The sequence below is a fragment of the Novosphingobium resinovorum genome, from assembly GCF_027922145.1.
GTDB classification, from domain to species: domain Bacteria; phylum Pseudomonadota; class Alphaproteobacteria; order Sphingomonadales; family Sphingomonadaceae; genus Novosphingobium; species Novosphingobium resinovorum.
Map to the genome: position 1 here is coordinate 29,114 of NZ_BSFC01000002.1, position 12,189 is coordinate 41,302.

Annotated in this window: 12 protein-coding genes; 9 read left to right on the top strand and 3 right to left on the bottom strand. The window is 63.6% G+C overall.

The window, feature by feature from the left end:
- The first annotated feature begins 164 nt into the window (after window positions 1–164).
- The 4 genes from PKE80_RS00275 (at window position 165) to PKE80_RS00290 (ending at window position 2,795) form a co-directional block, all read left to right on the top strand.
- Window positions 165–827: a TonB family protein gene (locus tag PKE80_RS00275; RefSeq protein WP_008829622.1), complete on the top strand. Its 663-nt coding sequence runs from the start codon at window positions 165–167 to the stop codon at window positions 825–827.
- Window positions 828–907: 80 nt separating this feature from the next.
- Window positions 908–1,672, top strand: a complete 765-nt coding sequence (locus tag PKE80_RS00280) for a MotA/TolQ/ExbB proton channel family protein (protein ID WP_271180789.1) — start codon at window positions 908–910, stop codon at window positions 1,670–1,672.
- 132 nt (window positions 1,673–1,804) lie between these two features.
- A complete protein-coding gene (locus PKE80_RS00285; RefSeq protein WP_008829624.1) occupies window positions 1,805–2,335 on the top strand; it encodes an ExbD/TolR family protein in 531 nt (176 codons plus the stop codon).
- A 25-nt stretch (window positions 2,336–2,360) separates the two neighbouring features.
- Window positions 2,361–2,795 (top strand): ExbD/TolR family protein, encoded by a 435-nt coding sequence (locus PKE80_RS00290; protein WP_271180790.1) that lies wholly within the window; start codon window positions 2,361–2,363, stop codon window positions 2,793–2,795.
- Between the two features lie 73 nt (window positions 2,796–2,868).
- On the opposite strand, the gene PKE80_RS00295 is transcribed toward PKE80_RS00290, so the two are convergent.
- Together PKE80_RS00295 and pgmG are read right to left on the bottom strand one after the other, a co-directional pair.
- Window positions 2,869–5,346 (bottom strand): ligase-associated DNA damage response DEXH box helicase, encoded by a 2,478-nt coding sequence (locus PKE80_RS00295; protein ID WP_271180791.1) that lies wholly within the window; start codon window positions 5,344–5,346, stop codon window positions 2,869–2,871.
- Window positions 5,347–5,403: 57 nt separating this feature from the next.
- Window positions 5,404–6,822, bottom strand: a complete 1,419-nt coding sequence (gene pgmG / locus PKE80_RS00300; RefSeq protein ID WP_271180792.1) for a phosphoglucomutase/phosphomannomutase PgmG — start codon at window positions 6,820–6,822, stop codon at window positions 5,404–5,406.
- A 152-nt stretch (window positions 6,823–6,974) separates the two neighbouring features.
- Between pgmG and PKE80_RS00305 the strand changes: the two genes are divergently transcribed.
- From PKE80_RS00305 to PKE80_RS00325, 5 genes are all read left to right on the top strand, one after another.
- Window positions 6,975–8,510 carry a peptide chain release factor 3 gene (locus tag PKE80_RS00305; protein ID WP_271180793.1) on the top strand — a complete coding sequence of 512 codons (1,536 nt, stop codon included), beginning with the start codon at window positions 6,975–6,977 and terminating at the stop codon, window positions 8,508–8,510.
- A 109-nt stretch (window positions 8,511–8,619) separates the two neighbouring features.
- The gene (locus tag PKE80_RS00310) at window positions 8,620–9,324 is read left to right on the top strand and encodes an endonuclease/exonuclease/phosphatase family protein (RefSeq protein ID WP_271180794.1); all 705 of its coding nucleotides are present in this window, start codon (window positions 8,620–8,622) and stop codon (window positions 9,322–9,324) included.
- Between the two features lie 161 nt (window positions 9,325–9,485).
- Window positions 9,486–9,824 carry a P-II family nitrogen regulator gene (locus PKE80_RS00315; protein ID WP_008832047.1) on the top strand — a complete coding sequence of 113 codons (339 nt, stop codon included), beginning with the start codon at window positions 9,486–9,488 and terminating at the stop codon, window positions 9,822–9,824.
- Between the two features lie 14 nt (window positions 9,825–9,838).
- Window positions 9,839–11,137 (top strand): ammonium transporter, encoded by a 1,299-nt coding sequence (locus tag PKE80_RS00320; RefSeq protein WP_271180795.1) that lies wholly within the window; start codon window positions 9,839–9,841, stop codon window positions 11,135–11,137.
- Between the two features lie 178 nt (window positions 11,138–11,315).
- The gene (locus tag PKE80_RS00325; RefSeq protein WP_271180796.1) at window positions 11,316–11,654 is read left to right on the top strand and encodes a P-II family nitrogen regulator; all 339 of its coding nucleotides are present in this window, start codon (window positions 11,316–11,318) and stop codon (window positions 11,652–11,654) included.
- A 48-nt stretch (window positions 11,655–11,702) separates the two neighbouring features.
- Here PKE80_RS00325 and PKE80_RS00330 read toward each other — a convergent pair whose 3' ends face one another.
- Window positions 11,703–12,128: a protein tyrosine phosphatase family protein gene (locus PKE80_RS00330; RefSeq protein ID WP_271180797.1), complete on the bottom strand. Its 426-nt coding sequence runs from the start codon at window positions 12,126–12,128 to the stop codon at window positions 11,703–11,705.
- Window positions 12,129–12,189 lie beyond the last annotated feature (61 nt).

Below are 12,189 nucleotides of genomic sequence, written 5' to 3' on the forward strand. Positions count from 1 at the left end.
CCGTTTCGTATTGTCGTCGGATGGGCAGACTGTTAGCCGTCAGGGTGGGTAATTTGGAGTTTCGTCATGGGTTCCCTCTTTCCGGGGGGGAGTCCATGGGCGCCCTTGGGCATGTTCTTCCGGGAATTTTTGTCCGGGGCTTGGTAATGGAGTGATGCGTCTGAATGGCTTACGCTGACCAGCAGATGAGCACCAACAAGGTTGTTGCTCTTGTCATTGTCGCCTTGATCCATGTCTTCGTCGGCTATGCGCTCGTCACCGGCTTGGCCTATGAGGCGGCGAAGAAGGTCATCAACAAGGTGACCACCGTGGATATCAAGGAGGAAAAGCCCAAGGAGGAAGAGCCACCGCCGCCTCCTCCGAAGGAAGATACGCCGCCGCCGCCTATCGTGGCGCCGCCGCCGCCGATCAACATCGCCCCGGCCCCGCCGCCGGTGCAGACTGTGATCACCCCACCCCCGGCTCCGCCGGTGGTGATCCAGACCGCAGCGCCGCCGCCGGCTCCGCCGCCGCCGCCGCCCGGTCCGTCGAAGGCTCGTGGCGTCAAGCCGAAGGGCCAGGGCAGCTGGGCCGCCCGCATTCAGTCGAACTACCCGACCCGCGCTGCTCGTGAAGAGCGCGAAGGCCGCGTCGGTGTTCGCGTGACTGTCGGTGGCGACGGTAAGGTTTCGGCCTGTTCCGTTTCCGCTTCGAGCGGCAGCCCGGATCTGGATGAGGCCGCTTGCGACGGTATGCAGCGCTATGCGCGCTTCGACCCGGCGCTCGATGCGGACGGCAACCCGATCTCGTCGTCGTACTCGACCGCGATCGTGTACAAGCTCAACTAATCTCCAAGGGATCGGTTCGGGTCATTGGGTAATTCGACCGCTCCGATCACATCCTGCATTCTTCTTGAGAGGTAACTCGCATGCTTATCGTTGACATCCTTGCCGCCGCGGGCGCGCCGCAGAACAAGTTCGGCTTCGCCGAAGCGCTTCAGCAGGGCGGTTTCATCGCTTACGCGACCGTGATCATCCTGGGCATCATGTCCTTCGGTTCGTTCTATATCCTGTTCACCAAGTGGTTCGAGCAGTCGAAGATCCTGCGCCAGTTCGGCACCATCCGCACGACCTTCTGGAAGGCTCCGACCCTGCGTGAAGGCGCTGCCAAGCTCGAGAAGAACAGCGCATGGCGCCAGCTCGTCGAAGACGGCATCGCCGCTGAAGACCAGCACTCGAAGATGACCGACTCGCTCGAAGCCCACGACTGGCTGCACGGCTCGCTGTCGCGTTCGGAAGCGACCATCAACGCTCGCCTCTCCGGCGGCCTGCCCTTCCTCGCCACTGTCGGTGCGACCTCGCCGTTCATCGGTCTGTTCGGTACCGTCGTCGGCATCTACCGCGCACTGATCGCGATCGGTCTCGCCGGTTCGGCCTCGATCGACAAGGTCGCGGGTCCGGTCGGTGAAGCGCTGATCATGACCGCGCTCGGTCTGCTCGTCGCCGTTCCCGCCGTGCTTGCCTACAACTACCTGCAGTCGCGCAACAAGCGCATTGCAGAACTGCTGACCGGCTTCTCGAACGACATTCTCGCGAACATCAACTCGAAGGGTGCCATCAAGCCGACCGTCGCTGTCGCGGCCAAGGCTGCTCCGGCTCCCGCCAAGCCGGCTGCCGCTCCCGCCAAGCCGTAAGAGCACGGGGAACGAAGCGGATCGGCTCATTGGCCCGGTCCGCCCCCGTCGGGGTCAAGAAGAAGGCGGCGGCTCGAAGCATGCGAGAAGTCGCTGCCGACCCCCAGGCAACGCAAGGATTAGGATAAGACTATGGCGATATCCACGGGCGGAGGCGGTGCAGAGACACCGATGTCCGACATCAACACGACGCCGCTCGTCGACGTCATGCTGGTGCTGCTCATCATCTTCCTGATCGCGGTTCCGGTCGCGATCCAGACGATCGAGAAGCTGCGCATTCCCGTCATCGTAGCGCAGGAGTCGAAGGACAAGGTGGAGAATCTCCTCCTTACCGTTTCGACCACCGATGCTTCGGGCAAGAGCGCGGGCGAACCCGGTTTCCAGGGTGCGAACCGCGGCGGTGAATGCCGCATCTACATCAACAACGTGACGCCGGTGACTTCCGAGGAACTGCGCGACCAGGCCTTCAAGCGTCTTGACGCGATCGTGAAGCGCGAAGGTGGTCCGCAGGCCCTCATGGCAAACCCGGATCTCATCCCGCAGGTCCACATTCGTGGTGACGTCGAATCGCCTTGGCGTTGCGTCGCCGGTGCGATCTACAACGTCCAGATTTCGGGTTATCCGACGGTTGGCTTCATCACCAACCCGATCGATCCTAACTGACGCGCGGGAACAGGAGTAACATCTCATGGCAATGTCAGCAGGCAAGTCTGATGGCGAGCCGATGATGGAGATGAACACGACGCCGTTGATCGACGTCATGCTCTGCCTCCTCATCATGTTCATCATGTCCATCCCGGTTGCGACGCACTCGATCGATATCGATCTGCCCGTCGCGACCCCTCCGACGGACACTCCGCCTCCGATCGACCCCGTCAAGAACAAGATCGTGCTGACTCAGGACAGCAAGGTCATGTGGAACGGGACCCAGATCGATCAGGGGCGTCTGGTCCAGACGCTCGAAGCCACGACCCGCATGACCCCCGAGCCGGAACTTCAGTTCCAGCCCGAGCCGCAAGCCAGCTACGAGCTGTCGGCACAGGTTCTTGAGGTCATCAAGGCTTCGCAGGTCACGAAGTTCGGCTTCGTCGGCAACGAACAGTTCGCGACTTTCGGCAAGTAAGCCGGTCGTTCAAAAACTGGTCCCGCAAGGGGCACCCAAAGGGGCGGAGCAATCCGCCCCTTTTTGTTTGCCCTCAATCCTCGTTGCCCGAATCAATCCGCATCGCAACCGAGGCCAGGCTTTCCGCCTCTAGTAGCAAGTCGTCGTCCGCTGCCCCCGAAGGCAGGCTTTCGCGACCGATCATTGAGAGCGCCGGCACTGACAACGGGCTGATCCGGTCAAGCACCACGTGATCGATTTCGCGTGCCGCACGGTCGAGTACGTCGGCAATGCGGGCCACGTCGGTCATCCGTGCGCGAGCGTCGGCCCACGCAGCCTCTATCAGCAGGTGATCGGGCTCGTATTTGCGGAGTACATCGTAGATCAGGTCGGTGGAGAAAGTGACCTGTCGGCCTGACTTGCGCTTGCCGGGCTGCTGGCGTTCGACGAGGCCCGAGATCAACGCCACTTCGCGAAATGCGCGCCGGAGCAGGTAGGATTGCTGCACCCAGTCGACGAACTCATGCGTCAGGATGTCGGGGGAAAGCAGCGAAGCAGGATCGTCCACCGCCTTCAGGCCCCAGACCACAAGAGTGTAGTCCGTAGCCACGAAACCCAGCGGGTTTAGCCTGCGATCTTCCATGCGCCTGGTGATCAGCATCCCGAGCGATTGGTTCGCGTTCCAGCCCTCGAATGTATAATAGCTCGTATACGCGAGATTGCGGTGGGGGAAGCTTTCGACCAGCAGCCGACCGGGGGCGGGCAAATGCGATCGCCAGTCCTGCACTTCCAGCCACTCGCGCACGTCGTCCGGAAATCGCGCCCATCCCGCCCGATCCGAAAGCATCGCGCGCACCCGATCGGCGAGGTGCGTCGAGATCGGCATGCGCTGGCCCATGTAGCTGGGAATCGTCGCCGAGCGCTTTGCTGCGCGGACTACCAGTTCCAGTTCCTTTAGCGATTCGACCTCAAGGTCCATCCCTGCAAAGCGAAAGGTGTCGCCGGGCTCAAGGCTGGCCCCGAAACCTTCCTCGACTTTGCCCAGCGATCGCCCGTTACGGAAGCGCACATCGAGCATCTCTGCATCGACGATGATTCCGGCATTGAGGCGGTGGCGGGCGGCGTGCTCGGGATGTGTGAGCCGCCATATCCCGTCCTTCTCGCGGACGATGCGGCGGAAGCGGTCGTACGAGCGCAGCGCGTAGCCGCCAGTCGCAACGAATTCCAGCACACGGTGGAAGATCGTCTCGTCCACCCAGGCATAGCTGAGCGAGGAGCGAACCTCGCGCAGCAGGGCTTCCTCTTGGAACGGTCCCGCGCAGGCCATTGCCATCACATGCTGGGCAAGCACGTCGAGCCCGCCCGGACGGAAGGCGTCGCCGTCGCGCTGTCCTTCGCGCACGGCCTGTTGTGCGGCAAAGGCCTCGAGGAATTCGAAGCGGTTGCCAGGCACCAGCACTGCCTCGCTGGGACTGTCGAGCCGGTGGTTGGCACGGCCAATTCGCTGCAGCAGACGCGAAGATCCCTTGGGCGCTCCCATTTGCACGACGAGATCGATGTCGCCCCAGTCTATGCCCAGATCGAGGCTGGCAGTGCAGACCAGTGCCCGCAGTTTCCCGTCAGTCATGGCCGCCTCGACCTTGCGGCGTGCCTCGCGTGAGAGCGAGCCGTGGTGGATGCCGATCGGCAGGTTGTCTTCGTTAGCGTCCCACAATTCCTGGAAGATGTACTCTGCTAGGAAGCGCGTGTTGGTGAAGACGAGAGTCGTGCGGTGCGCCTTGATCTGTTCGATCAGTTGCGGAATGGCCCAAGTCGCGGCATGGCCGCTCCACGGAATACGCTCTTCGCGGGGGAGCAGGATTTCGACCTGGGGTTCGGCGCCTGGCTCGCCCTCGACCAGTTCGACACTATCGATGTCGCCCCATGGAGCCAACCAGCCGCGATACTCGTCGGGATCGGCCAGAGTGGCGGATAGCGCCGCACGCCGGAGGCCCGGCGCTATCGCCTGCAGCCGCGTGAGGGCCAATGCGAGGAGGTCGCCGCGCTTGCCGGTCGCGAAGGCATGGACCTCGTCGACTACGATGCGTTGGAGCCTAGCGAAGAGGCTGGGCGCCTCCGGATAGCTAAGCAGTAGCGATAGCGATTCGGGTGTAGTCAGGAGGATATGTGGTGGCCGCGCGCGCTGCCGGGCCTTGCGGTCCGACGGCGTGTCGCCACTGCGCGTTTCGATGCGGATCGCCAGCCCCATCTCTTCGACCGGCGTGAGTAGATTGCGCTGGACGTCGGTGGCCAGTGCCTTGAGCGGGGACACGTACAGCGTGTGCAGGCCGTCAGCCGGTTTTTCTGAGCCGAGCCGCGAGGGACAGAATGCGGCCAGCGTAGGCAGGAACCCGGAGAGGGTCTTGCCTGCACCGGTATCCGCAACGAGCAGCGCATGCTTCCCTCGATCCGCGGCCGCAAGCATCGCCTGTTGGTGGCTGCGTACACACCATCCTCGCGAGTCGAACCATTCGGCGATCTCTGGAGGTATCTGCCCGGCGGGTGTTGCTATTGCGCGCATCTGGAAAAGCATATCTGCACTATGGGTTAAAAGCACCGCAGCGGATGCAGTTTCACGGTCTCCGTTGATCTATTCCACCATCATCCGGGAAAGCCCTGAGGCAGCAAGCTGATCGTCGATTTGCGCCAGCAGGCGCAGCAGGCCTTCAGGCGTATCGCTTTCGGCTCGCGCGGTCAGGGCTGCCTGAGTGTTCGATGCCCGCAGCAGCCACCAGCCATCCGGTGTATCGACACGCGCGCCATCGATCAGCTCGACTTGTACTCCCGCTTCCGTGAGCCTTCGTACGACGTCCTCGACGACCGCGAACTTGTGTGCCTCGTCCGCCGGGAAGCGCAGTTCCGGAGTACTGATCAGAGCGGGCGTCGCGTCGTGGAGCGCGGTTATGCTCGATCCGAGGCGGGCCGCAGCTGCGATGATACGGATTGCCGCGTAGAGCCCGTCGTCGAAGCCGAACCAATCGTCGGCGAAGAAGAAGTGGCCGCTGGTCTCGCCGCCCAGCAAGGCGCCGGTTCGCTTCATTCGAGCCTTGATGTGCGAGTGACCCGCCGGGGCCATCTCAACGCGGCCGCCCATGGCACGGACGCCATCGAAGACCGTGCGCGATGCCTTGACGTCTGCAATCACGCTTGTGCCGGGGTGGCGGAGCAACAGGTCACGCGCAAAGATGAGCAGCAGTCGATCCGCGTCCAGTACCCGGCCCAAGCTGTCCACGACACCGATTCGGTCAGCATCGCCATCGAAAGCTAGTCCGAAGTCGAGGTTCTTCGCCACGACCAGTTCCCGCAAGTCTGCGAGATTGGCGTCGATCGTTGGATCAGGGTGGTGATTGGGAAACCGCCCGTCCACCTCGGAGAAAAGCAGATGGTGTTCGCCCGGCAATTGCGACAGCAGACGTTCCAGCGCCGGTCCGGCCGCTCCGTTGCCTGCATCCCAACCGATCCGCAGCCGGTCAAGCGAGCATCTATCGCATCCGGCCAGTCCTTCGAGCAGTTGGCTGACGTAGGTTGGGAGGATATTACGGTTTTCGATGCGGCCTCGAATGTTTGCGCGCGGGCAGCCGCCCGTGGCGAGGATGCTTCCGATCCGGATAATATCCGCCCCGAAAAAAGGCGCTCCCGCAAGTACCAACTTGAAGCCGTTGTGATCGGCGGGATTGTGGCTGCCAGTTACTTGAATGCCGCCGTTCACCTCTGGAATTGAGGCTTCAGCGAAATAGAGCATCGGTGTCGGGCCAAGACCGACGCGAATGACATTCACTCCCGCGTCGGCGAGACCTTCTACCAGCGCGGTCTCGAGAACTGGCGAGCTTATGCGTCCGTCGCGTCCCACGGCAATCGCACCGGTGTTCCCAATGACTGACCCGAAGGCGCGGCCAAGTGCGTAGGCGTCCTCTTCGAAGAGTGTTTTGCCGAAGATACCGCGAATGTCGTATTCGCGGAGAATGCTGGAATCGAACCGATGATTGAGGGCTGGCGTCGGCTTGGTCATTCTCGCTCTTGTCCTTGTGCAGACCGCCACGCCGCAGTCATGTTTATCCTTAGCGGATAGAGGCGACAGGCCAACCGTCATTGAGATCGTCTGCCGTCGGTGCTTTGGCGCCGGGACTTTCCTTCTTGGCCCTACGCAATTAAAGCGCGCCGATGAGCACTTCGCCCCACCAGTCCCGCCGTACTTTCGCGATCATCTCGCATCCTGACGCGGGCAAGACCACGCTGACCGAGAAGTTGCTGCTGCAGGGGGGGGCGATTCACCTTGCGGGGCAAGTCAAGGCGCGCGGCGCGGCGCGGCGTGCACGCTCGGACTGGATGAAGATCGAGCAGCAGCGCGGCATTTCCGTGACCAGTTCGGTCATGACCTTCGAGCGCGACGGCATCACTTTCAACCTGCTCGACACGCCGGGTCACGAGGACTTCTCGGAAGACACCTACCGCACGCTCACCGCGGTCGATTCGGCGATCATGGTGATCGACGCGGCCAAGGGTATCGAGCCGCAGACCCGCAAGCTGTTCGAGGTCTGCCGCCTGCGTTCGGTGCCGATCATCACCTTCATCAACAAGGTGGACCGCGAAGGCCGCGCCTGCTTCGACCTGCTCGACGAAGTGGCGGACATGCTGGCGCTCGACGTGTGCCCGATGTCCTGGCCGGTCGGCATGGGCGGCGTGTTCGAGGGCATCCTCGACCTCGCCAGCGGCGGCATCAGCCGCCCCGAGGGCGCCTCCAAGGAATTTCTCGGCAAGATCGACAAGGGTGCGGCGCTGCCGGAGGCCGTCGCAGAGGAACTGGAACTGGCGCAGGCCGGCTATCCGGAATTCAACGTCGAAGCCTACCGCGCGGGCGACCTGACGCCGGTGTACTTCGGCTCGGCGCTCAAGAATTTCGGCGTCATGGAACTGATCGACGCGATCTCGCGCCATGCTCCTCCGCCGCGCCCGCAGCCCTCGGACCAGGGCACGATCGAGCCTGACAACAAGGAAGTGACCGGCTTCATCTTCAAGGTGCAGGCCAACATGGACCCCATGCACCGCGACCGCATCGCCTTCATGCGGCTCGTTTCGGGCACCTTCAAGCGCGGCATGAAGCTGACGCCCTCGGGCCTCGGCAAGCCGATCGCGGTGCACTCGCCGATCCTGTTCTTCGCACAGGACCGCGAGATTGCGGACAATGCGGAGCCCGGCGACATCATCGGCATCCCCAACCACGGCACCTTGCGCGTGGGCGATACGCTGTCCGAGAAGAACGACGTGCGCTTCGTCGGCCTGCCCAACTTCGCGCCGGAAATCCTGCGCCGCGTTGCGCTCAAGGACCCGACCAAGACCAAGCAGTTGCGCAAGGCGCTCGACGACTTGTCGGAAGAGGGCGTCATTCAGGTGTTCTACCCGGAGATCGGCTCGCAGTGGATCGTCGGCGTCGTCGGCCAGTTGCAGCTCGACGTGCTGATCAGCCGTCTGGAGGCCGAGTACAAGGTCGAGGCCGTTCTGGAAGGCTCGCCGTTCGACACCGCCCGCTGGCTCAAGGGCGACGACAAGGCGCTCAGGGATTTCGCTGATTTCAACAAGATGAACCTCGCCAAGGACCGGGACGGCGATCCTGTGTTCATGGCTCGCTCGGCCTGGGATGTCGGCTATCAGCAGGAGCGCAACCCCGAACTGACTTTCAGCGCTACCAAGGAACGCTGAGAGGCACACAATGGCACTCAACGGCACCTAACCGCACCACAATGGTGCGTGAAGGAACCTGACGGCGTTCCGGCGGATTGCTACACAGGCCACCCGCCGGAGCCGTTTCTTGCAGATCACTTTCGCCAGCTACAACATCCACAAGGCCGTCGGCCTCGACCGGCGGCGCGATCCCGAGCGCATCCTCACCGTGCTCAAGGAGATCGACGCCGACGTCGTCGCGCTGCAGGAAGTCGATCGCCGCTACGGCCGCCGCATGGCCGTGTTGCCGCTCGAGGCGATTCATGCCGCGACCGATTACGTCGCCGTCCCCATGTCGATGAAGCCCGACAGTCTGGGCTGGCATGGCAACGCGATCCTCGTGCGCAAGGGCATCGATCTCGTCGAGGCGGCGCCGGTGCCGCTGCCGGTGCTGGAGCCGCGCGGCGCGGTGCGGGCGGATCTCTTGGTGGAGGGCCGGCGCCTGCGGGTGGTGGGCATGCATCTCGACCTTTCCGGCATCCGGCGGCGGCATCAGGTCCGCTCGGTGCTGTCGCACTGCGCCGAATGCGCCGAGCGTGTGCCCACCGTGATGATGGGCGACCTCAATGAATGGGCGCAGCGGGGCGGCTGCCTTCGGGAGTTCGGTGCGGGCTGGCAGGTGCTGGCGCCGGGCCGCAGCTTTCCATCGCGGCGACCGATGGCGTTGCTCGACCGGATCATCGTGTCCACCGAGTGGGAAGTCCTGGGAACCCGTGTGCACCACAGTCCGTTGTCGGCGATAGGGTCTGACCATCTGCCCGTCTTTGCCTCGCTCGCGTTGCCTAAAATTTAGGCAACTGCCCATGAATCGAGCGGCGCGGCGTGCTCCTTGCGCGACCTGCGGTTTATCCGCCTGTTGAATCGGCACCGATTCTTGCCAGTTGGTAAATTGGCATGCCCCTTGCTTAGTCTCGGTTAACCGGCGCTGGGGCCGGTTGCTAACAGGGGATAGGCATGAAGTTCATCATAGCCATCATCAAGCCCTTCAAGCTGGACGAGGTTCGCGAGGCCCTTGGGGGTATCGGCGTCGCGGGCATGACCGTCTCGGAAGTGAAGGGCTTCGGCCGCCAGAAGGGTCAGACGGAGATCTACCGCGGCGCCGAATATTCGACCAACATGCTGCCCAAGGTGAAGATCGAGGTCGCCGCGCCTGACGATCTGGCGCCCAAGATCGTCGAGACGATCCAGCAGGTCGCAAGCACCGAGGCCATCGGTGATGGCAAGATCTTCGTCCTGGACCTCGCTTCGGCCGTGCGCATCCGCACCGGCGAGGCTGGCGACACCGCGCTCTGAGGGGAGCTTTCATGATGAACCGCAAGATTTTCGGTGGAATTGGTGCGACACTCACGTCGCTTGCCGTCTCCACCGCCGCCTTCGCACAGGACGCGACGCCGACTGTCGACAAGGGCGACACCGCCTGGATGATGACCTCGACCGTCCTCGTCTTCCTGATGATCCTCCCCGGCCTCGCGCTGTTCTACGGCGGCCTGACCCGCTCGAAGAACATGCTCTCGACGATGACGCAGATCGGCGCCGCGGCTTCGCTCGCCATGCTTATCTGGGTCATGTACGGCTATTCGATGGCCTTCGGTGAGGGCGGTAATGCCTTCGTCGCCGGCTTCGGCAAGGCGTTCCTCGCGGGCGTCACCCCCGATTCGGTTTCGGGCACCATCCCCGAATACGTCTTCGCCTGCTTCCAGATGACCTTCGCCGCGATCACCGTCGCGCTGGTCCTGGGTTCCACGGTCGAGCGTATCAAGTTCTCGGCGGTCATGGTCTTCGCGGCCGTGTGGCTGACGATCGTGTACTTCCCGATCGCGCACATGGTCTGGGCACCGACCGGTTACTTCTTCGGCCTCGGTGCGCTCGACTATGCGGGCGGCACCGTCGTCCACATCAACGCCGGTGTCTCGGCGCTGGTCGCCGCTATCATCCTCGGCAAGCGCAAGGGCTTCCCGGCCGAGCCGATGCCGCCGCACTCGCTGACGCTGACCATGGTCGGCACCGGCCTGCTGTGGGTGGGCTGGTTCGGTTTCAACGCCGGTTCGGCGCTCTCGGCCAACGGCGCGGCTTCGCTCGCCATGATCAACACTTTCGTCGCCACCGCTTCGGCCGGTCTGTTCTGGATGCTCGCGGAGCGTCTGGCGGGTCACAAGGGTTCGGCCCTGGGCTTCTGCTCGGGCGTCGTCGCCGGTCTCGTCGCGGTCACCCCGGCTGCCGGCAACTCGGGCCCGTTCGGCGCGATCGTGCTGGGCGCCGTGGCTTCGATCATCTGCTTCTTCGCGGTCAGCAAGCTCAAGCCGATGCTCGGCTATGACGACGCGCTCGACGCATTCGGCGTCCACGGCATCGGCGGCATCGTCGGCGCCATCGGCACCGGCATCGTCTATGCCCCGTCGCTCGGCGGCCCCGGCAAGGCGGACTTCGCCATCGGTACGCAACTGGTGATCCAGATCGAGGCGGTCCTCGCCACCGTGGTCCTCGCGACCGTCGGCACCGTGATCGCGATCTTCATCGCCAAGGCAGTCACCGGCCTGCGCGTCACTCCCGAAGTCGAAGCCGATGGCCTCGACATCGGCGAGCATGGCGAGCGCGCCTACAACTAAGAATCTCCAGTTTGGCGGCGGCGGGAACTTCCTCCTCTCCTCCCTCCCGTCGTCGCCAACCGATGTTCCTCCTGCGAACACAACCTTCAAAGGGCCGGAGCCAGCCGCTCCGGCCCCTTTTTTATGCATGCGACTTGTGGGATGCTGCGCCTGCGGGGTGACGAGTGGGGGAACGCGCATGAAGTACGTCACGGCCATCATCAAGCCGTTCAAGTTCACCGAAGTGAAGGAGGCGCTGGCTGCTTCCGGCGTGTCCGGCCTGACGGTTTCGGAAGTCAGCGGGCACGGTCGCCAGAAAGGGCAGACCGAAGTTTACCGCGGGGCCGAATATACCTCGAGCATGTTGCCCAAGCTACGGCTTGAGATCGCGGTGACCGACGAGATGGCGCCGCGCATCGTCGAGATCATCCGCGCGCACGCCAACAACGACGAGATCGGCGATGGCAAGATCTTCGTGTTTCCCCTCGACCGCGCCGTGCGAATCCGCACTGGCGAACAGGGTGACGACGCGCTCTAGTTGTTGGTAGCGCCCTGATCATGGCCCGTCCGTGCGGGCGTATTCGGCTTATCGTCCGGCGGACAGCATCTCGATCAACTGGCGCACCGGGCTGACGTCATAACCCGCACCGGCTGCCTTCGAGGCGATCACCGCCGGGCTGTCACCGGCCTTGGCGCGGGCCAGCGCCCACAGCAGTGTCGACCGCGTGCCCGAGCGGCAATAGGCGAGCACCGGCCCCTCGATGTCGAGCGCTTGTTCCATCGCATCGACCTGTGCCTGGCTGAACCCGGCATGAGTCACGGGAATCGCGACGTAGTCGATACCCGCTTCCCGGGCTGCGGCCTCGATGGCGTCGCCGGGGGTCTGGTCCTCGCTCTCGCCTTCGGGGCGGTTGTTGACGATGCGGACGATTCCGAGCGCCTTGGCCTCCGCAACCATGGCGGCGTCGATCTGCGGGCTGGCGAAGACGGTCTCGGTAATCTGACGGAACATCTGCGCATTCTCCCGTAGTGGAGCGGCCGGGCGGTGCCGGAAACCGGCCTTCAAGACGCTT